This window comes from Altericista sp. CCNU0014 (genome assembly GCF_044923475.1).
Lineage (GTDB): Bacteria > Cyanobacteriota > Cyanobacteriia > Thermosynechococcales > Thermosynechococcaceae > JAAURS01.
The window spans coordinates 1454507-1475402 of sequence record NZ_CP137338.1 but is presented as its reverse complement, the minus strand read 5'-3'; the positions used below and the strand labels follow the sequence as shown (position 1 = coordinate 1475402).

The following is a 20896-nucleotide window of genomic DNA, read 5'->3' as shown; positions in this document are numbered from 1 at the left end:
AAGGTGAGTTATGAGAGATCTGCCACTCGTAACTATTATTGTCAATAACTACAATTACGATCGGTTTCTCCAAGAAGCTGTTGAGAGTGCTTGCAATCAAAGTTACTCAAATATTGAGGTTATTGTTGTCGATGATGGCTCCACTGATGATTCTAAGGGTGTAATCCATTCATTTAGCGATCGCATCCGATCTATTTTCCAAGAAAATGGGGGACAGGCTTCTGCGTTCAATGCAGGGTTTGAAGCTAGCAATGGCGAAATCATTCTGTTTTTAGACGCAGATGATGTGTTATTGCCCCATGCCGTCGAGAAAATTGTGTCGAGATGGGAGCCAGGTGTCGCTAAAGTTCACTTCCTGCTCGATGCTATCGATGGAGAGGGTCGACCTCTAGGATATACCTATCCATCGCGGGGGCAATACTTAGGACGGGGGGATGTGGTCTCTGTATTGCTCGAACGCGGCGTTTACGGCGTTGCACCGACGAGCGGCAATGCTTTAAGCCGGGAGGCCTTAACCCATATCTTCCCGATTCCTGCTGACGAGTACCGAATTTCTGCCGATGGGTTTATTGCGACCTCCATTGCATTTTATGGAAAAGTATTAGCCATTGAAGAAGCGCTGGGTCGCTATCGCGTCCATGGCAGCAACAATTGGGGCACCTCCATGGACGGCAAACGATTTCGCTCCTTTATCGAGCACGATTTAAGAAAGCAAAACCTCATCATAAAAAAGGCGACTGAATTTGGGTACGACGTGCCCTCCGATCTGCTCTTTCGAACCAATACCCACTTGTGGGCTCGCCTCGCCTCTTTGCGTCTCGATCCGCAGAACCATTCGATTCCGTCTGACAGCGTCTTTAGTTTGATCTATCATGGCATCCGTTCCGTTTGGCTATATTCCGATCTAAACCGGAAAAAGCGGGCGATCGTGACCTTGTGGTTCTTAACAGTCGGTTTATTACCCTTACCCATAGCTAAACCTGCAATTGGTTGGCTGTTCGCGCAAGAAAGTCGACCTAAGTCAGTGGAGTGGATTTTGAACCGATTGCGTCCGCTGCTAAACCGTGCTGAAAAAGTTCAACAGCAAGGAGAACCCACGTGAATGCTCGCCCTTCGGTCAGCATTATTATCAACAACTATAATTACGAGCAGTTTTTGCCTCAATCTGTTGACAGCGCCCTGAATCAGAGTTACCAGCATTGCGAAGTTATTGTTGTGGACGACGGCTCGACTGACCGCTCTCGAACTGTCCTAACGTCCTATGGAGATCGCATCCGGGCTATTTTTCAACCTAACGGCAAGCAGGCCGCCGCACTGAACGCCGGATTTGCAGCGTGCAAAGGTGACATTATCTTATTTCTCGATGCAGATGATTATTTATTGCCAGCGGCAGTAGAGCAGATTGTAGCTGCATTTCAACCAGGGGTCGGAAAAGTCCACTTTCGGCTCGAGGTTGTGGACGGCAGTAGCGAACCATTGGGCTATTTTATTCCTTCGGTGGGCATGAGTTTGGCCGCTGGCGAGGTATGGCGCAAATTATTGCAGACCAGCAGCTACGTGAGTTCGCCCATGAGCGGGAACGCCTATCGCCGAGAAACCCTGATTCCGATATTTCCCATTCCCGATGCATATAAGACCACTGCTGACGATTACTTGATGATTTCTACGCCTTTCTACGCTGGAGAACTGGCGGGAATCGACGAGCCCATAGGGGCGTATCGGGTTCACGCCAGCAACCAGTGGGCTTTAACTGCCGTTTCCGGCAGCCGTTTCCGGCGGTTTGTGACCCACGACGTCCAAAATTTCGCCCTCCTGCAACAACGCGCAAAGGAACTCAACCTGACAGTCCCAAAGGATTTAGAACGGCGATCGCTGGGGCGGATCTGGTCGCGACTGGCCTCTCTGCGCTTAGAACCCCAAGATCATCCCGTGGATTCGGATCGCGTCCTCCAATTGATGGGATGGGGACTTACAGCGCTTTGGAAATATTCCAGCCATAACTTTCCAAAACGCGTTATTTACAGCCTGCTGTTTTTATGGGTCGGCCTCATGCCCGTGCCCTTGGCAAAACAAGGGATTTCTTACCTATACGCGCCTCACCTGCGACCCAAACCGATCGATACCGCGTTGAATCGACTGCGCGCCCTTGTCAGTTGAATGTGTCACTTGAATATGTCGCTTAAAAACCAGCCAAACCGGACCGTCAAGTCAAAAAGCTACTTATCTGGAATAATTCCATGCGCGTTGCCATTTTACGTCGATTTCCTAAAGCCTCCTTCAGCATGGATGTCTATGCCGATAGGCTGGTCGATGGGTTAAAAACGGTTCGCCCGGACTGGACGATTTTGGAGTACTATCCCCAATATTCTGTCAGTGGAGCGGGCGCTGCCAAAGGCATGGCGGGCATTCAGAAATACTACGAGCGTTATTGGCGCTATCCCCATCGCTTGAAGCAGATCGAGGCGGACGTTTTTCATATTATCGACCACAGCGATGGCGACCTCAGCCGCTGGCTGCGCCGATTGGGCCGCCCCAATGTCGTCACTTGCCACGACCTCATCAACCTGATTCAGCCGGAAACCTTTAAAGGACGCGCCCGCTTTCCCTTAATTAGCATGACAGCTTGGCGGTGGGGCATTGCAGGAATGCGGCAAGCGGATCGCCTCATTACGGTGTCGTCCCACACGAAACAGGATGTCATCGAGCACCTCAACATTCCGGCCCAGCACGTTACCATCGTGCCCAATGCCGTAGATAGAGCGTTTTGCCGCTTGTCTCCAGAAGAGAGGCAGATGGCACGCGATCGCCACTCCCTTCCCCCTCATACCTTTTGCTTGTTAAATGTGGGATCCAATAATGCCCGCAAAAATATTTCAGGGATTTTGGCGGCCATAGCCGACCTGAAGCAGCAGGGCATTCCCATCCATTTTTGGAAAGTCGGTGCAGACTTTACCGAAGCGCAGCGTCAGTTTATCCAAACTCACGCGTTAACCACTTGCGTCGCTCACTTGGGGCAGCCTGACGAACAGGACCTAATCCGGCTTTATAATGCTGCTGATTGTCTGATGGCTCCGTCCTTCTATGAAGGTTTCGGGCTGACCATTTTGGAAGCAATGGCCTGCGGCACGCCCGTCATTACTGGCAATGTATCGGCGATGCCTGAGGTTGCAGGGGATGCTGCCATTTTGGTCGATCCAAACAATCGAGCGGCGATCGCCCAAGCTGTAAAACAGCTTTACAGCCACCCGGAAGACCGCCAAACCTTGGCTCAAAAGGGGCTGGAGCGCGTCAAGCAGTTCGCTTGGGAAAACACAGCCGAGCAGGTTGCCTGCATCTACGAACAAATCTCATTCAAAGCCAATACCTCGTCCCCATCCTTGCCATCGGGGCTATCTCCCCATCCTATGCCCTCCGAGTCCACCCCTATCGATTCCTTCAGGTAATAGTCCATGAGCTATCAGCTTCGAGATATCGTACGACTCCACGGTCGCGATGCCGTAATGGCCACCCAATACTGGCGAGACAGACTGTTCAACCAGCTCCGCGGCAAAACCACCAAATCCTTGGTCATTTGCAACTCCTTTCCCAAAAGCGGGACCCACTTGCTCTATCAAATTTTGTACTCGATTGACAACCTGCAAAAATGGGACGATATCGTTTCAGTTCAAGCCCTATGCGGTGTCATGAATACAGCTTCCCACATCCGCTGGAAAGTCGGCTCTGCTCCAGATGGCTCCATCGTCAGAAGTCACTTGATGTACTGCGATGAAATTCTAGACGTTCTCAAAGAATTCAACTGCAAAATCTTTTTCATCTACCGCGACCTGCGAGACGTAGCTGTTTCTCATGCCCGCTGGGTCACGAAAGAGGAGCGAATTTTTCTGCACGACATTTACCGTCAGTACCCGAGCTTCGACGAACAGCTCATGAGTTCGATTAAGGGCGTGCCTCTGGGTTCTCCCTTCGGCTCAAATCTATCGCAACCCGATATTGGAACGGATTTTTCTCGCTGGCAGGGGTGGATCGCGGAACCGAGTGCATTGGCCGTAAAATTTGAAGACCTTGTCGGAGAGCGCGGTGGCGGCTCAGAGGAAAAAAGGCTATACCTTGTAGAGCAAATATTGGATTATTTGGAAATCAACCTGCCTTTAGAGCGAATTAAATCGCAATTTGCGTCTCGTGCGCTCGATCCGGAGGAATCGCATACCTTTAAAAAAGGCGGCAAGGGCAGCATTGGCGGATGGCAAGCCTATTTCAAAGATGGACACAAACAAGCCTTTAAAGAAGTAGCCGGACAGTTGCTCGTAGACCTGGGTTACGAAGAAAATATGACTTGGTAGTGGTTATAACATCGTTTTTAAGATACTTTTCGATATATTTTGGCATTCATTCAAATCTTATCTGTCGTGCGTTCGAGTTATTAAAAATTAGGCCTGCCGCGGGTGAAAAATTCTATGCATAATGACGTATTCCGCCTGGGAGTGGTTTTTACCCATCCCACTCAGCACCACGGTCCCCTTTGGCGCAAGCTCAGCGAGCAACCTGGGGTTTCGCTCAAAGTCCTTTATTTATCCAATGAAAATCAGTCTGCGGGAGATAGTTTTTTAGGCGATCAGGCTAAACCGTGGGACGTGGATCTTTTAAGCGGCTATTCCTACGAGTATTTGAAAGATTTATCGGGAAAAGTCCCCGCCCAGCGCAAAAAGAATGTCATTAGTCCGGGGTTGTTCGATCGGCTGACCCCTCAAAACTTCGATGCCATTTTCATGCAGAGCTTTGTCAACTACTCCTATCGCTTGACGGCGGCCCTTTGCAAACTTCGCGGCATTTCCCTGATCATGCAAAACGATGCCAGCATGATGTCTGACGGTCGCTACGGTCGCCTGCGCTTGATTGCAATGGCGATCTTGTACCCCTGGATGAACAACGTGGCAGATTACTGGCTGTCCTGCGGGGATCACAATGAGGTTCACCTGCGCCACTATGGGGTGCCCGATCGCAAAATCGTTCGCGGCTGTCACCCCGTCGATGGCGATCGGTTCCAGCAAACCATTGCCGCCCAGCCAGAGGAAGTCCAGCGCATCCGCCAGGAGCTTGCATGGGATGAAAATACTGTCCTTTACGGCTTTATGGGCAAATACATCGAACGCAAGAATCCCTTCGAATTTATCGATGCGATCGCCAAAGCCCACCGGAAAGATCCTCGGGTGCGGGGAGTTTTGTTCGGCGGCGGAGACTTAGATGCCGCCATCAACCAGCGGATCGAACAGCTTGATGGCGAAGTCATCAACTACGGCTTTGTCAACCAGTCCAAAATTCCGCTTTACTTTGCAGCATTAGACGTATTTGTCTGTACGTCGTGGATCGACCCCCACCCCTTGGTCGTGTCCGAGGCGATGGTCTCCGGGACTCCGCCCATTTTGAGCGATCGCTGCGGCAACTGGGGCTATAGCGATACCGTCCGCCATCGATATAACGGTCTGGTCTATCCCTGCGGCAAGGTCGATGCATTGGTCGGAGCCATCCTCGAAATGGCCGATACTGAGGCGCGCCAGCGCTATAGCGATCGCTCGAGGGAGGTCTTTAGCGAGCAAGATCTGTACTGCGAAGTCAATGCCTTTTTAGAGGTGATAAAGCGCATTCAAGCCGAGAAAGGAATTTCAATTCCCTCTCTCCCCGATTCCGCACGTCCGGCGGCAGAGTCCGCCAATCGGATTCCAGCTAACACGCCTTAACGTCTTTTTAGCCAGAGGCACCCCGACCATGAAAATACTCATATCGGCCTATTCTTGCGAACCCGGCAGAGGGTCGGAGCGAGGGGTCGGCTGGAACGTCGCTTGCGAAGTTGCCAAGCGCAACGAAGTGTGGGTGCTGACCCGTCCCGATGAAAGTCGCGACGCCATCGAAGCCGAACTCGCCACCAACCCCATCCCCAACTTGCACTTTGTCTACTTTACGCTGCCCTTTTGGCAGGACAGTTTGCATTTTGGCCAGTCTGGGGCAATGCAAATTCACTACTATCTTTGGCAGATCCAGGCTTACTTTGTCGCTCGGAAATTACATAAAGAAATTGGTTTCGACTTAGCTCACCACGTCACGTTCGTCAAATATTCTGCGCCTAGTTTGCTGTCGTTTCTACCGATCCCCTTCGTCTGGGGACCTGTTGGCGGTGGAGAATCCGCTCCACCCCAATTTTGGAAAGACTTTAGCCTGCGAGCCAGATTCTACGAGATCGCTCGGGACTTGGTGCGCAATATCGGGCAGCGCGATCCTTTGGTGGGAATGACTATCCGCAATAGTGCTGTCGTTCGGGCCACGACGGACGACACTGCTAAGCGCCTCTATCGCATGGGCGCAACCCAGGTTCAAATCGTACCGGAGGTGGGCCTCCTGGACGAGGAAATTGCGACCCTCCATCAGTTCCCCTTACCCGCTTCTCAGCCCGTTCGCTTTATCAGCATGGGGCGCTTGCTCCATTGGAAAGGGTTTCATTTGGGAATTCAAGCATTTGCCAAAGCCAATCTGCCCGACGCCGAATACTGGCTGGTGGGGGAAGGTCCTGAATTAGATAGTCTGCAGCGCCTCGCTCGGGAACATGGGGTTGCGAAACAGGTCAAATTTTGGGGGCGTTTGCCCCGGGAGGAAACGCTAGAACGATTGGGAGAGAGTCACGTTTTAGTACACCCTAGTTTGCACGACTCTGGAGGATGGGTATGCATCGAAGCGATGGCATCGGGCCGTCCCGTCGTTTGCTTGGATTTAGGAGGGCCAGCCATACAAGTCACCTGCGAAACTGGAATCAAAATTTCAGCACAAAATCCAGAACAGACGATACGGGATATGGCGATCGCCCTAGAGAAACTCGCCTGCAATCCCGATCTGCGCGTGCAAATGGGTAAGGCGGGCCGCCAACTCATCGATGAAAACTTTAGCTGGAAAGTGGTGGGCGAGCGCTTAGATCGCCTCTATCAAGAGACGGTAGGAATTTAGGAAGCAGAGCGCTGCCATATTGGCCTATAACCTATACCTATAACCTTTCGAATTAAATGCATGTCCTGATTCCCGCTCTCCACCGACCTTCCAAACCCACTGGCGTCTGCAGGCATGCAGCCAACCTCGCGCGCTGTCTCGCTCATTCCGAACGGGTTAGCCGCGTAACGCTCGTCCTGGGAAGTTGGCAAAAATCTTATTTCGAGCAATCATTCAACCTCACATCTTCAAAAATCAAACTTATCTTTGTAGATATCAAAAATACTTCCCTTTCCCGCAATCAATGGTTCGTGTTTGAACTTCCTAGACTTGCCCGACAACAGGCACCCCATCTCATTCACATGGCTTTTCCTTTTCCCTTTGTAAGACAGTGGTTTAAGGCTCCCATCGTGTCTACGATTCACGATTTGTACCCCTACGAGTGCCCGGAGAATTTTGGCTACCCTCAAGTTTGGTTCAATCAACTTTTTTTGCAGCAATGCGTTCGCAACAGCGACGCCCTTTCTTGCGTATCTCAATGTACTTTAGAGGCATTGAACCAGTATTTCCCTCAGGTCGAGAGAAATAAGCAAACCGCTGTCGTCTACAACATCGTGGACTTTGAAGATGTTGAGTCAAAACGCCCTCACCAGTTAAACAGCGACTTTTCCGATCCATTTTTGCTCGCAGTGGCTCAACATCGCAAAAACAAAAATCTGGACTTGCTCGTTAAGACCTATCATTCTCTTCTGCATCAAGATGCCTTAAAATCAGATACTCGCCTACTTTTAGTAGGTAGCCCAGGCCCAGAGACAAACTATCTGACTGACCTGGTCCAAACCTTAAAGTTAGAACGATCTGTTTTATTTTTATCCAGTCTTGAGGATGAGGAGTTACGTTGGCTCTATGAAAATGCTGCGCTATTTGTGATTCCCTCATCAACGGAGGGATTTTGTTTGCCTTTAGTTGAAGCGTTAACGCTCTCTTGCCAGGTCGTTTGTTCGGATATTCCCATTTTCCGCGAAGTCGGAGCGTTTCAATGCAGCTATTTCCAGCTCGGCGAGCATGCGCCAGAAAATCTATCTAAGGCGATACTAACCGAACTATCTTGCAAAAAAACAGAAAAAATAGTAAACCCTCAGTTTTCCAAAGACGAAGTTTCTCAAAGTTTATTAAAACTCTACGATACATTGACCAGTTGTTTCTGACAAACCTCTCGCTATTTCGAGAAATCTTAATATGAAGATTTTAGATCATGGGAAATAGTTTAGGAAGCATTACTCAAAAGCAATCAAAAAAAACGACTCAAATCAAGAATTCAACGTTAATTCTGATAAGCTTTGCAACGGCATTCTTTCCTCGATTTTTTTCTTCGTTTGGCGCACCATCAGCGATTAATTTTGCTCATTTTTGCATTATCCCCTTTTGTTTCATCGTTGTAGCCCAGACCACTAAAACGTGCGATCGCAAGCGAATTAAAGCTGTTTGGCAAGTATTAGGAGGAATGAGCATTCTTTTAGCATGCACTATTATAAGTGCTTTGCTAAACAATGCAGGAATGGTTAATGTTTTCTTGCAATTCATGTTTCAAGCTGAGGCATTCATGCTTTTAGCGGCTATTATTTTAATTCCGCTGGCAGGGAAAAAGCTAGAGAATTTTAAAAATTGGTTATTTGGATTTGCCTTCTTTAATTTTTTATTGGCAGCCATTCAGTCAGTTCTCCTACCGATTGGAATTTATCCAAAGCCCAAAGGAGGAACTATTCAGGACAATATAACAGGAGTTTTTGGAGGAGGAGGGGGAAGTGCAGCTAATTATGTGTCTTGCACGGTGAGTTTTTATATTGCCTTATACTTTTTCAACAGCACAAAACATCTACCCATTTGGATCCGAATTCTTCCTTTACTAGGATCTTTATACCAGATTCAAGTTTCAGATTCAAAGCAAGTTTTCCTAGCATTGATTTTAGGTTATGGGTTACTTTTAATAACTAAGGTCAAGTATCCAATAAAATTACTTTGTTATATCACGCTTGGAATCATCTTTACACTTGTTTTTAGTTGGGTGCTTCAAAATGTAGAATCAGAGTTCTTATCTCCTTACCAAAACTGGACGAGACGTTCAATTTGGGGCTGGGATGGTTTAGTCGTACAAACAAAATTTGCCGCTTTTCGAATTGTTTTATCTCATTATGAAACTCCTTTTAATTTTTTCTTTGGCTTAGGTCCAGGCCATACTGTCACGAGATTGGGAGGGTGGGTATTTAGAGATTACGCGCAGCTATTGATGCCGTTAGGTGCAACTGTACATCCCGTATCTTCACAGGTTTTTGATGTTGTAAGAAGTACCTATCTCACTCAAGAATCTACAGTATATTTTCCACTATTTACTTGGGCTGGAATTTGGGGCGATTTAGGTTTTGTCGGTTTAGGTGCCTATCTATACCTCAGCTCTATAGTATGGCGCGTAATTTGTGTAGATGACTTCAGTAAATTTTTGATATTGTCTACTGCCGTTTTTGGCTTTATATTAACCCAGATGGAGGAGCCAGGGCACATTCTTTCCGTTGCCTGTTTGATTGCTTTGCGTTGGCAAGAAGAGCAGGAAAGACGAGCGTTCTTTAACGCTGCTCCTTTGTAGTTAGTACAGTCTACCTTGCAACTTACCTAAAGATTTGTTTGAATTTCATTCTACAAAGGCATGAATCTTTTGCCCTGTCCTGGAGGTCTGAATTGCCAATCAATTTTCAAATTAGCCCTTCGAACGACGGCTAAGTTTTTTAAATTAATTTTTTTTTAGTATAGTCTGCATTTCCAAGTTTTCAGCAGAATGCCATTCTTTCAAATTTTCATTCGTTCTCAACAAAAATAGTAACTCTTCTTTTTCAATCGCTTTGCTGTTTAACGCTCCTAGAATCTCATTCACTTGCTTTAAAACTTCAGTGCTATTGAGTACGAGATCCCGTCGGGTCGTTGCTGGAAACTGATTCATCGCACCGTTTTTAATTGCGACTTGGCGCTCGAGGAGAGAAACCTCGCGCCTCTTGCTATCCATTAAAAAAACTTGATATTGAGGGTACTTTTGCCGAAGCCAACGACAAAATTGATAGCAGTCCCCTTGATAGGCTCGAACATCTATCAACAGGACTTTAGGTTGCGTATCTGAAGCTTGGTTTAAGTCAATCTGTCCCTTAAGGGCTTGAGCGGTTTCTTCCTTTAAAACCGCAATTCCTCGAAATGCTAAGATTTCTTGCCAAAAGGCAACTTGAGCAGCCGATGCATAAAGCATTAAAACCTGTTGGGCGGGATCGCTCGAAGGCTTCTCTCCATCATTTTCTAACTGTTGCTCGAAGACCAAAACCGTATCGCCGATACTAATGCGATCGCCATTATTCAGTAATTGAGAGCTGGTAATCGGTTCGTCGTTAATCAGCGTGCCGTTTCGACTGTTGAGATCGACAAAATAATAATGAACGTTTTGATGAACTTCAAGCTGCGCGTGGATTCTAGAGGCCATCAAATCTTGGATCTGCACAGTATTTTCTTTACTGCGTCCAAAAGTCCACAGGGTTCGACCTGAAAGCGCTATCGTTTCTACGCCTCCCTTGGAATGGATGATGAGCCGAGCAGAATGGGTGGAATTCACTTCAATGATTCTATTTGTAAACTATTATTGCGCTATTGCAATAAGGGTAAAGCCATGATGTCGAATCGGGGGAAATGGCCTGTGCGAACTCTTGGCACGAAGCGAAGCTTCATTACCGCCATCGAACCCTTCATAGTGCAAACCTTCCTTACCTTATTAAAATGCCCCAATTACATTCTATTTTCAACTCTTACTCGGCTCAAGGCCCGATCGCGCCCGACCGATCGGGCCAAACTGCACCCTCGCGACCACAATGATGGAGCGCCATCGTCCGCAGAAGGCATCGTTGCGGAGACTGCTACCTCAGGATTTTACTGAGTCGGTTGGGTTTTCAGCATTTCGAGCTGTTCTGGCGTCAGTACCGCTTCAATTTGTTTCCGACTTTGTTTCTGAATCGATACAATTTTTGCTTTTTGCTCTTCTGTCAGCTTTAGATCTGCCTCAATGGAGCCCGAAGCCTTGTTCGACTGAGCAGCTTGTTGAATTAAAGCTTTCTGTTCCGGCGTCAAAACAGCAATAATTTGGCTGTTCTCATTTTTCCGGATGACGTCGATTTGAGCTTTCTGCTTGTCGGTTAAGACAATTTTAGGCTTGTCGGCAGGCACGGCAGGGTTGGGGCTGGCAGCTTGAGCAATAGCCCGATGCGCTGGCGAGTGATGGGCTTGAGCTGCACTCGATATCGATATAGCCCCTAAAGCAACAACCGCAGTAGAGAGTATTAGGTTAAGACTGGTCTTGTATGAAAAAGTCATAGGCACCCTCAGTTTTAATCTCTCCGAGGATAACGAACTTTTGACCGTACGTGTTTGGCCTTTGACGTGAAACCAAAACGCGCGCCTCCTCCTCTTCAGTCAGGGAAGGGTTTAGAAGACCCATCGATAACATTCGCAAACAATTAAATATTCATATATGCAGATACCCTGACATTTATAGGAACCTTACCGGGTTGAGGGGGTCAGACCCAAAAGTATTCGAGCGCACAGAATCTTTTCTGGCGTTGCTTGAATGCCTCTCTATCTGCTCCGCCTTTCATACGCGACATGCACTGTGCAATTGGCAGATAGGGGTTCTAATGCAGAATTTGGTATGTTTCTCATGAAGTCAACTTCAAAAACGATCTTCAGTTTCATGGCAGCCGGGCTCCTGCTCTCTGCTTTTGCGTCTCAAGGGTTAGCGCAGTCTTCTACGACTCCTAGCGACCCATCTACTGGCAGCACGACCCCTGAAAAGCCTTTGACGAAAAAGCAGCTCAAGAAACTCTGTAAGACCACCCCAGACGATCCTAAGTGTGCCGCGCTAAAAGCCCCAGATGGCACAACTCCATCGTCAACCTTAACCACACCTGGGTCTTCCTCAACCGACACGACCACAACGACGCCTCCCACAACCGGAAGCCCGAGCACCACTGATACGATGCCTGCGGCTCCGAGCACTGGCCCTGCGGGATCTCCCTCGTCTAGCGGGAGCGACCCCATGACGCCAAGCGGAAGCTCGGGCGTAACAGTCCCTTAGTTTCTAAGCATGCTCCTAGCGCTTTTGCCGTTTTAGCGCGCGCATGCTGAACGCTCCTGCATGGCGGATTCTAACCCGCCATGCAGGAGTCGATTCTAAGGAGATTGCCTGTATTGACTCATCTAAGCGTTGAGTTTTGCCTGCAGGTGCAAGCAACAAAGGTGTCGATCCTTACCAAGCGCCCGCACCAACCAGACGATAGACGGAAACCTATCTATGGATATACTAGATAGCTGTATGCATTTAGTAAGATCGAGTTGGTCGACAGTCTTTAGCGGCCTTGCTTTGTACTGTTGTTGCGCCCTCAAGTTTTTATCCTATGCTGACCTACAATCCAACCCTAAAGCGTCTTGGCGGATATCTTATCGATGCAGGGTTGCTGACCGAAGCTCAGGTTGATGTTGCACTATGCGACCAACAAGCCACCGGAATGCGGTTTGGAGATATTGTTGTCGAGCGCGGCTGGGTGAAGCGACAAACGATTGAGTACTTTGCCGATAAAATCGTCGACCTAGAACGAGAAATAGGGGAGCCCTTACATCTAGGGCTCATTAAGGCATCTTTTAGCTTTTACCATAGGAACATCAATTTATAAAGGGCGAACCTTATCGCTCAGTTTTTGTTAGAACGACAACGCGCAAATAAAGCTTGCTAAAACCTATAAAAGTTACAGCTTTTCTAGACATCAATAACACCTCGGATTAAATTTTTAAGGAAATGTTTGCGCTCTAGTTGTTTAGCTCGCGGAGAGACAGGCTAAAGTAGAAAAGTGCGAGTATAGGGTCCTACTTATGAACAATTGCGTATTGATGGCCGAGATCGTCAAAGCGCCAGAGCTGCGATACATGCAAGACGGGCAAACAGCGATCGCCGAAATGACGGTTCAGTTTCCAGCGTTGCGGTCTGAAGACCCAATGGAAATGCTCAAAGTTGTAGGGTGGGGCAACTTGGCGCAACAAATTCAAGAGCAGTTTCACCAAGGCGACCAAGTTATCTTGGAAGGCCGTCTCAATATGGTGTTAACAGATCGTCCCGAAGGATTTAAAGAAAAACATGCAGAATTAACGGTGGCTCGCGTTCACCGGGTTCAAGTCGATCTCAATGCACCGCGCATCGCTAGCACGCCTGCCGCTGCAACGCAGACCTCTCGTCCCCAACCTGTCGCCGCCGCTACGGCAACCCCATCGCCTAGAAGTGCAGCACCTTCTGCTACGCCGGCAGTTCCCCCTAGCCCTCAACCGATACCCGCAGCACCATCCCACGATTACGAACCCAACTACGACGATATTCCGTTTTAGCCAGCCTCATCGCGCAAAGTAAAACAATGCTGTAACAGCAGAGATGCCTATGGCACTTCGAGGAAGACGGTGGCTGCAGGTTAGCTTCAAGAAAGTTCGGGTTCCCATCAGCGTCGGCCTAATGTCCGTTAGTACGGGGGGTCTGACCATTCAAGCAAACGCGCAATCTCAAACCACCTTGCGATCGGTTTGCGTGGGCATTAAGTCGTCGCAATATCTTCAGGCACAGCCCAAAACGCTTCAAGATCGATGCTGTCAGCAGAGCGCAAAAGCGAAGTGCTTGAAGTGGCAAGAGATTTTCCCCGCTACCAGACGCCTTCAATCCCCCTCCATCGAGCGTCCGACTCCCGCAGCAGATTCGTTCCCCAAGATTGACGCCTTCGGCAACAGTACGGGGTCTGAGGGCGCTGCTAAAGATGCGGTCATTCAGGTGGGCATTACTAAAGCTTGGGATGCTGTTGCGCCGACCTTGAAAAAGAATAAAGCCAATCCTAAGGGCAATCGGAGCGCCAACTTTTTCGAGCGCCTCTACGCCGACTATCAGCGCATTTTGGGTCCTAGGGAACTAAAATCCGGCGCGATACTAACGCCGCAGGTGGGAATGAATATGGATGTGGGTCGGTTTAATGTAGACGCAATGAAGGTTGGCGTTGAAATCAAATTTTAAGTTTGAGGCTGCACCGTTCGACGACCGATAACGGCATAAAAAGGATCTTGGCCGCCGGAGAGCCAGGCTAAAGCCGATGGCTTGGGCCGAACGATAACCGAATCTTCTACTTCAAACCCTGGCACAGAGTTAATATAGGCCTGTACTAAGGCCAGGCGATTGTCCTCAGAACCATCGCGCCAAACCTGAATTGCTTTGTGAAAAAACATCCGGTTAGAGAAACTGACGATTGCAATGCCATTGGGTTTGAGGATGCGGCAGATTTCGCTAAAAACAGCCTCGGGGTATTGAAGGTACTGCACTGAGGCCGTATTGAGCACGGCATCGAAGGACCGATCGGGCAAGGGCAGTTTTGGATTTTGGTTTAGGTTCTGGACAAAGAACCGATCGTATCGGGGATTGCGGGCCAGTTCCTCTGAGTTCAGACCGTGACCTTCGACTGTATCGAAGGCCATTTCTTCGGGCAGGTGAGACACCCAACTGCCCATGAGGTCTAGAATGCGGGTATGGGGCTGGAGGCGATCGCGGTAGAGCTGAGTAAGCGTCTCCAAAAAGCGATCGTCGAGGTGAGTCACAAAGCGCGGCACGCTATAAAATAACGCATCGTCGGTATCGTCCAGCTTTAAGCGCTCTTGGGGTTTTAGTAACATTGAATCCACAACGCAGGTCGAGTTTTTCTAGGTTCCCGTTCGCGAACAGGAAGGATTGAGAGATTAGGCTGCCGATTTCAGCTCGCCCGTCTTCACCGAGACGATTTGGGTGCGGTTCCCGCGCTCGACCGTGAGGTCGAGAACCTCGCCGACTGGAGTATTTTCCACGACTGTCTGAAATTGGTTAGCGTTGACAATAGGGTTGCCGTTAATGGCCGTCACGACGTCTCCCAAACGCATGCCAGCAGAGGCAGCGGGAGTATTGGCCAGCACCTTCATCACCAAAACGCCGTTGACTTCGGGCAGCGCGATGGGAGAGTTCGGATCTTTATTGTTTTCCCGAGCCAGTTTGGGTGTGAGGGTCGTCATTTGAATGCCGACATAGGGATGTAAAATCCGTTCGCCGCGCACGAGTCGCGCAGTGAGGGATTTCGCTTTGTTGATCGGAATCGCAAAACCAATCCCCATGGCATCAGCTCGAATGGCCGTATTGATACCGATCACTTCACCTTGAGCGTTCAGGAGCGGGCCGCCAGAGTTGCCGGGATTAATGGCAGCATCGGTTTGAATGAAGTCGAGGCGCTTGTTGGGGATACCAACATCCGCACTAGGGCGATGCAACGTGCTGATAATGCCAAGGGTGACGGTGTTGTCGAGACCGACGGGGTTTCCGACGGCGATCGCCCAGTCGCCCACCTGAATATCGTCGGAGTCGCCCAGGGGAGCGACGGGCAGCTTACCCTTGATACCCCGCAGTTTTACAACAGCTAAGTCGGAAACTTCGTCGACGCCCTGAACGGTCCCTTCAAAGGCACGTCCGTCTTTAAGCGTGACCGAAACCGTATCGGCGTCGTTGACCACATGGGCATTGGTTAGAATAATGCCGCTGCCGTCGATAATAAAGCCAGAACCCTGACCCCGCAAACGATCTTCGCGAGGGTTGAGACCGTACCCATCTCCAAAAAAGTCGCGGAATAGCGGATCGCTAAACAACGGCTCTGTCGGGCGTCGGATCACCGTGCGCTCCGTATCGATCCGAACGATCGTATTGCCCACATTTTGGACGGCCTCTGCCACAAAGCTGTGAGGCGCGGCGGTTCGCGCTAATGCCGATTTGGCAATCGCGGGTTTTGCCGCGATCGCGTTTGGGGCCGTCGTTGGGGCGGGGACCAAGTCCGCCCAAGCGGGAGAGGTGACGGCCATTCCAAAAGACAAGGCGATCGCCATCGCTGCGCCTAAAACACAGCGCAATAAGCGCATTGTGAGTCGCCGAGCAACGGTACGGAGAGAATGCCAGTTCGTAAAGTTCTGCATAATGAAGTGGCCCAAAGGTCCTTAGGGGTTAGCCGCATGCAATCTAGGGCAAAGGCATAGCATGATATAACCAGTGTAAGCACAGTTCTAAATCCTGGGTATTCGCAAACACCGAATCGCACCCTCAAGTCAGCGGTACAATAGAAAAGCTCAAACGCTGTGAAGTCTAAACGCAAGTTTTCAGCATTTTAATTTTCTACATTTACTACCGTTGAGAGTGACTGCTTAGGTATGACGTCCGACGTAAAGGCTCCAGATTCGACGATCAAGTATGGCGAACGGTCGATCGAAGAAGGCGAATTGATTACTTTTCCCAATCCGAGGGTGGGTCGCCGCTTCGAGATCCGGATTACCCTGCCGGAATTCACCTGTAAATGTCCGTTTTCTGGCTATCCGGACTTTGCCACCATTCATGTCGCCTACATGCCCGACCAACGCGTGGTGGAACTCAAGGGGCTAAAGCTCTATATCAACAGCTATCGCGATCGCTACATTTCCCACGAAGAATCCGTCAACCAAATCTTGGATGACCTAGTAGCGGCCTGCGACCCTTTAGAAATGACGGTCAAAGGAGACTTTACCCCTCGCGGAAACGTCCATACCGTCATTGAGGTTCAGCATCGGAAAGAGTCTCCCTGAACCCTCCAGCAATTGCTTTAGGGGAACGAGACGCCCTAGGGATTCAGAAGAAAATTGGGCGTTGTCGTTGGTTTTGTCATGGGCTTCGGACGGCTGGGCACCGCTCCCAAACTTTGTTGCAACGATTCTAACTGCTTCTCTGCCACAGACAGCTTTATCTTGAGGGTGGAATTCTCTGAGGCCAAGGCACTCTTCTGAGTTTGCTCGACCTTCAACTGCTGCAACAGATCCGTACCCTGCTGTTGAAAGGTCGTCAACTGCTTTTTAGCAGCCATCAGATCTTTTTGGAGTTTGCCTCGGGCGGCAATGGAGGCGGTATTTTGCTCCTTTAAAATCTGCATTTGCTGGGTGGCCTGCTCTAGCTCGGTTTTAACGCGCGCTAAGTCTCGCTCTTTTTGTTGGGATTGGCTAATTTGCCAGATCGCAAAACCAGAAAAAAGTCCTGCCACTGCAAAAAACAGCAGTAGTATCCAAAGCAATTTCCGTTGTCCCACTATTAATTTTCTCCTCTCATCGCCAAGGGACTGAAGCCTAAAAAACACTCCAGATTCGACTATTACTGTATTACATTCTTTGCCCTCGCTCAGAGTAATGGAGGTAAAGTTCGAACAACAGGAGGATCCGGCCAATTGCACGTTGCCATTTGTGCTTTCCTCGAAATTTTTCTTTTAGCGTAGATTGACGCTCACGACTGAGCCATCCTCATGAGCAGCCGATGGGCGCTGCGGTCTGACTCATTTTCGGCAGGGCGGCGCTGAATGTATTGACCGTCAGGCTGTAAATCCCAGGCGTGGCGATTATCGCTGAGGTACAGATCCAGCAGTTCCCGCAGCTGCATCGCTAGGTCGGGGTCTTCGATGGGTACGACAGCCTCGACTCGCCGCTCTAAATTGCGGGTGCGCCAGTCGGCACTGCCAATAAACACCTTGGGTCGCCCGTTGTTGTAAAAGTAAAAGATGCGCTCGTGCTCTAAAAAGCGGCCAATAATGCTGATGACGCGGATGGAGTCGCTAATGCCGTTAATGCCCGGTTTGAGGGCGCAGTTGCCCCGGACGATAATATCGATCTGCACGCCTGCCTGAGAGGCGGCATACAAGGCCGCAATCATATCAGTATCTAAGAGGGAATTCATTTTGACGATGATGCGTCCCTCTTTCCCGCGACGCGCCATCTCCATCTCTCGCTGAATAAACTCGATCATGCGATCGCGGAGGTTGACGGGAGCTACCAAGATTTTGCGATAGGAAAGCTGGCGGGAATAGCCCGTCAAATGATTGAATAAGTCCGTCAGGTCGGCCCCTAAATCCTCGCGACAGCTAAATAGACCCAAATCGGTATACAACCGAGCCGTTTTGGGATTGTAGTTGCCCGTGCCGATGTGGACGTATCGGCGCAGCTGCTGCCCTTCGCGACGCACGACCAGCACCACCTTCGTGTGGGTCTTTAGACCGACCAACCCGTAAACGACGTGAGCGCCCACTTTTTCAAGCTTGCGCGCCCAGTGAATGTTGTTCGCTTCATCAAAGCGGGCCTTCAATTCCACTAGGGCTACCACTTGCTTGCCATTTTCTGCTGCCGCAATCAGACTGCTTACAATGGGAGAATCCGCCAACTTAGAATCGCCTGCGGTGCGGTAGAGCGTTATTTTAATCGTCAAGACATTGGGATCGTAGGCGGATTCTGCCACAAAGCGATGCACCGTCGATAAAAACGAATCGTAGGGATGATGGACCAGTACGTCTCCAGCCCGAATGATGGAAAAAATATCCGTCTGATCTTCTTCCCCTCGCGCTTTACCCATGTCTAGCGCTTCTTCTCCGGGTAAGGGAAGGGCCTTTAGCTTTCTGAGCCGGGGCGGAATGACTGGGGTCCAAGGGGGATCTTTCAGTTCGGGAAGAGGGAGGCTGCTGAGGGCAAACAGATCGTTCAGGCTCAATAGACCCTCGACGGCATAAACATCCCGATCGCTAATATCCATTTCCTCCATTAGGGTCGCTTGGAGGTCTGGCGGGGTACCCACTTGAATTTCCATCCGCATGACAGAGCCAAACCGCCGCTTCCGCAATTCCTGCTCGATGGCCAGCAGCAGATCGTCGGCCTCGTCTTCTTCGAGATCGAAGTCGGCATTGCGCGTAATGCGAAAGGGATGGCAGGTCTGAATCTCCATTCCCGGAAACAGTTTGTAGAGGTTCTGGGCGATCACCTGCTCGAGGGGAACCCCCCACCAGCGCAGGCTGTCTGCTTCCCCTTTGGGAATGGGTAGCGCTACAAACCGGGGCAGTTGGTCGGGCACCTTAACCCGTGCGAAATGCTCTTCGCCATTTTCCCGATCTTTGACCACTACGGCTAAGTTGAGGCTCAGGCTGGAAATATAGGGAAATGGGTGGCCTGGGTCTACCGCCAAAGGAGTCAGTACTGGAAAAATTTGGTCCAAAAAGTAGGTTTGGAGCGACTCAATTTGGCGATCGCTGAGGTCGTCGTAGTCCAGCAATCGAATGCCCGCTTGGGTCAGTTGGGGCTTCAATTCCTGTGCAAAATACTGATGCTGGCGGACGACGGTGGGCTGAAGCTCGTTACGGATGGCATCAAGCTGCTCTTGAGGCGTCATCCCGTCGGGCGTGCGCTTGGTCACTTGAGCCTCCACCTGTTGCTTTAATCCAGAAATGCGCACCATAAAGTACTCATCCAGATTGCTGCTAAAGATCGCCATAAACTTGAGGCGCTCTAGAAGGGGATTGCGCGGATCGAAGGCCTCGTGGAGGACGCGTTCGTTAAAGCGCAACCAGCTCAACTCTCGATTGAAGTAATACTGTGGGCTGTAGAGCGATTCGGGAATGACCGGTTCGATGGGCGTCTCATCTAAAGCCTCTGGAGCAGGGGAACTCGAATCGTCGTGTCCGTTAGCCTGCAGGCGAATTAGCTTGGCATCGTCTGGAGACAGCGAACTCGTAGATGCCGTTGCGGAGAGCTGTAAATCGCGACACAGTTGCAAAACGTCCTTGGAACTGAGTTTCAATTCGCTGGCAAGCTGATAAATCCGAATATTAGAATTTTTCATGGGCTGGGGGAAGGGACCGCAGATGGGTGAGGTTTTATGGATTCGAGCAGATCGGTAGCAAATGACCGGGCGCGCGCCTTCGGACTACTGCAGCGTTCGAAGGGCAAAAGCCGAGCAATCTCGCGCTTATTTTAGAGGACTGCTACAGAAAGTGCCTGTGTTGTCAGAAACCCGAAGAATGGGGCACTATTGGATAGGATAAGTTTTTATATGTCAATAAAGATAGGTGACATTTTTATCTGAGTTGAGCTAGGTTGATTGAGCGCAAATGCAGCTTGCCATCAGCGATACAACTCTATCGTGCTATCCGAACCGATTGAATGAAATGTAAATCCATTCGAGTTATATCCCGCTATGGGTCTGCAAGTGCGCGCTTGAGGAAACTCCTCGCTTTAAAGTCTGTCAACTTCTATTTTATTGAACGATGATCTGGTTCATCCAAGGTATGGTGCCTCAGCCAAAGTTTATCCCAGGAGTTTGCTATGGCCAGTCATATTGAAATTGGCGCTCCCCGTCACAGTGGCGGCTTATCCGATGAGGTGTTAATTCAGTCCTTTGTAGATGGGTTTGTGCAAGGACAAACGAGCCTACTTTCCAACCAGCAGTTGAGGACGGAACCGTTATTTGACAGCGTGCAGTTACTGTCTTCAAAAGAAGGGGTCATTGCAACCGCTAAGGTCAAAGACGCACCAATTAAGATGCTCGTTCGAGCGAGTTCGGTCTACTGGGATCTTTTGTATCAAGCATTACTCTCTTATTCGTTTTACCCCATTTTAAAGGCTCCCCAAGAGGGTTTTTATCTGTACCGTTTTTGCGAGGCGCCTGAAAACTATACCTTGTACTGCACGACGGCGAGGGATTTATGGAGAGCCTGCTGGGGAAGAGGGTTCGGCGTTCGTTCGGGAATTCCGCTCGATTTGCTAGTGTGGCGTCAAGGACCGCCTGGGAAGACGAAGGAAAACTGGTATTCTCTGCGGGGGATGGACTGTGAAAACGGTCAGCTTATCCTTAAAATGCTGGGCTGGACGGAAACGATCGATGGCAGCGATTTGGTCGTGTGGTCCAGGCAAACGACTCCTGGCTACGGCGCGGCAGAACGGCAGAAGCCGGAAGTACGAAGCCAGATCAGGTTTCGGCAATAGT

The 20896-nt window shown here is 49.8% G+C and carries 21 protein-coding genes; 14 read left to right on the top strand and 7 right to left on the bottom strand.

Annotation, left to right across the window (positions count from 1 at the left end; translation table 11 throughout):
- Positions 1 to 10: 10 nt before the first annotated feature.
- The 8 genes from R6H26_RS07375 to R6H26_RS07340 all read left to right on the top strand — a co-directional run bounded on the left by R6H26_RS07375 (position 11) and on the right by R6H26_RS07340 (position 9610).
- Positions 11 to 1102 (top strand): glycosyltransferase family 2 protein, encoded by a 1092-nt coding sequence (locus R6H26_RS07375; RefSeq protein ID WP_404789618.1) that lies wholly within the window; start codon positions 11 to 13, stop codon positions 1100 to 1102.
- Complete coding sequence (locus R6H26_RS07370; RefSeq protein WP_404789617.1) at positions 1099 to 2157, top strand: glycosyltransferase family 2 protein; 1059 nt, start codon at positions 1099 to 1101, stop codon at positions 2155 to 2157. The genes R6H26_RS07375 and R6H26_RS07370 overlap by 4 nt, the downstream gene beginning before the upstream one ends.
- Before the next feature lie 80 nt (positions 2158 to 2237).
- Complete coding sequence (locus tag R6H26_RS07365) at positions 2238 to 3443, top strand: glycosyltransferase family 4 protein (protein WP_404789616.1); 1206 nt, start codon at positions 2238 to 2240, stop codon at positions 3441 to 3443.
- A 6-nt stretch (positions 3444 to 3449) separates the two neighbouring features.
- The gene (locus R6H26_RS07360; RefSeq protein ID WP_404789615.1) at positions 3450 to 4340 is read left to right on the top strand and encodes a sulfotransferase domain-containing protein; all 891 of its coding nucleotides are present in this window, start codon (positions 3450 to 3452) and stop codon (positions 4338 to 4340) included.
- A 114-nt stretch (positions 4341 to 4454) separates the two neighbouring features.
- A complete protein-coding gene (locus tag R6H26_RS07355) occupies positions 4455 to 5735 on the top strand; it encodes a glycosyltransferase family 4 protein (protein ID WP_404789614.1) in 1281 nt (426 codons plus the stop codon).
- Between the two features lie 28 nt (positions 5736 to 5763).
- Complete coding sequence (locus R6H26_RS07350) at positions 5764 to 6990, top strand: glycosyltransferase family 4 protein (protein ID WP_404789613.1); 1227 nt, start codon at positions 5764 to 5766, stop codon at positions 6988 to 6990.
- Positions 6991 to 7046: 56 nt separating this feature from the next.
- Positions 7047 to 8177, top strand: coding sequence for a glycosyltransferase family 4 protein (locus R6H26_RS07345; protein WP_404789612.1), 1131 nt, complete (start codon positions 7047 to 7049; stop codon positions 8175 to 8177).
- A gap of 47 nt (positions 8178 to 8224) precedes the next feature.
- A complete protein-coding gene (locus tag R6H26_RS07340) occupies positions 8225 to 9610 on the top strand; it encodes a hypothetical protein (RefSeq protein WP_404789611.1) in 1386 nt (461 codons plus the stop codon).
- 144 nt (positions 9611 to 9754) lie between these two features.
- Here the strand turns inward: R6H26_RS07340 and R6H26_RS07335 are convergent, their stop codons facing one another.
- Positions 9755 to 10615, bottom strand: coding sequence for an FHA domain-containing protein (locus R6H26_RS07335; protein ID WP_404789610.1), 861 nt, complete (start codon positions 10613 to 10615; stop codon positions 9755 to 9757).
- 54 nt (positions 10616 to 10669) lie between these two features.
- Between R6H26_RS07335 and R6H26_RS07330 the strand changes: the two genes are divergently transcribed.
- Positions 10670 to 10933, top strand: a complete 264-nt coding sequence (locus R6H26_RS07330; RefSeq protein WP_404789609.1) for a hypothetical protein — start codon at positions 10670 to 10672, stop codon at positions 10931 to 10933.
- Here the strand turns inward: R6H26_RS07330 and R6H26_RS07325 are convergent.
- Together R6H26_RS07325 and R6H26_RS07320 are read right to left on the bottom strand one after the other, a co-directional pair.
- Entirely contained in the window at positions 10927 to 11367 is a 441-nt protein-coding gene (locus R6H26_RS07325; RefSeq protein WP_404789608.1) for a hypothetical protein, read from the bottom strand. The genes R6H26_RS07330 and R6H26_RS07325 overlap by 7 nt on opposite strands.
- Positions 11368 to 11778: 411 nt before the next feature.
- A complete protein-coding gene (locus tag R6H26_RS07320; RefSeq protein WP_404789607.1) occupies positions 11779 to 12090 on the bottom strand; it encodes a hypothetical protein in 312 nt (103 codons plus the stop codon).
- Between the two features lie 356 nt (positions 12091 to 12446).
- Here R6H26_RS07320 and R6H26_RS07315 point away from each other — a divergent pair, with 356 nt between their 5' ends.
- From R6H26_RS07315 to R6H26_RS07305, 3 genes are all read left to right on the top strand, one after another.
- Entirely contained in the window at positions 12447 to 12722 is a 276-nt protein-coding gene (locus R6H26_RS07315) for a hypothetical protein (protein WP_404789605.1), read from the top strand.
- A 196-nt stretch (positions 12723 to 12918) separates the two neighbouring features.
- A complete protein-coding gene (locus R6H26_RS07310) occupies positions 12919 to 13425 on the top strand; it encodes a single-stranded DNA-binding protein (protein WP_404789603.1) in 507 nt (168 codons plus the stop codon).
- 49 nt (positions 13426 to 13474) lie between these two features.
- Entirely contained in the window at positions 13475 to 14092 is a 618-nt protein-coding gene (locus R6H26_RS07305; RefSeq protein ID WP_404789601.1) for a hypothetical protein, read from the top strand.
- On the opposite strand, the gene R6H26_RS07300 is transcribed toward R6H26_RS07305, so the two are convergent.
- Together R6H26_RS07300 and R6H26_RS07295 are read right to left on the bottom strand one after the other, a co-directional pair.
- Positions 14089 to 14742, bottom strand: coding sequence for a class I SAM-dependent methyltransferase (locus R6H26_RS07300; protein ID WP_404789599.1), 654 nt, complete (start codon positions 14740 to 14742; stop codon positions 14089 to 14091). The genes R6H26_RS07305 and R6H26_RS07300 overlap by 4 nt on opposite strands.
- A gap of 63 nt (positions 14743 to 14805) precedes the next feature.
- Entirely contained in the window at positions 14806 to 16002 is a 1197-nt protein-coding gene (locus R6H26_RS07295) for an HhoA/HhoB/HtrA family serine endopeptidase (protein WP_404791239.1), read from the bottom strand.
- Between the two features lie 285 nt (positions 16003 to 16287).
- On the opposite strand from R6H26_RS07295, the gene queF reads away from it, so the two are divergent.
- The gene (queF, locus tag R6H26_RS07290) at positions 16288 to 16695 is read left to right on the top strand and encodes a preQ(1) synthase (protein ID WP_404789597.1); all 408 of its coding nucleotides are present in this window, start codon (positions 16288 to 16290) and stop codon (positions 16693 to 16695) included.
- 35 nt (positions 16696 to 16730) lie between these two features.
- Here the strand turns inward: queF and R6H26_RS07285 are convergent, their stop codons facing one another.
- Both R6H26_RS07285 and ppk1 read right to left on the bottom strand, forming a co-directional pair.
- Positions 16731 to 17189 carry a hypothetical protein gene (locus tag R6H26_RS07285; protein ID WP_404789596.1) on the bottom strand — a complete coding sequence of 153 codons (459 nt, stop codon included), beginning with the start codon at positions 17187 to 17189 and terminating at the stop codon, positions 16731 to 16733.
- Between the two features lie 191 nt (positions 17190 to 17380).
- On the bottom strand, positions 17381 to 19753 hold the full coding sequence (ppk1, locus tag R6H26_RS07280; protein WP_404789594.1) for a polyphosphate kinase 1: 2373 nt from the start codon (positions 19751 to 19753) through the stop codon (positions 17381 to 17383).
- A 482-nt stretch (positions 19754 to 20235) separates the two neighbouring features.
- Between ppk1 and R6H26_RS07275 the strand changes: the two genes are divergently transcribed.
- The gene (locus R6H26_RS07275; protein WP_404789592.1) at positions 20236 to 20895 is read left to right on the top strand and encodes a hypothetical protein; all 660 of its coding nucleotides are present in this window, start codon (positions 20236 to 20238) and stop codon (positions 20893 to 20895) included.
- Position 20896 lies beyond the last annotated feature (1 nt).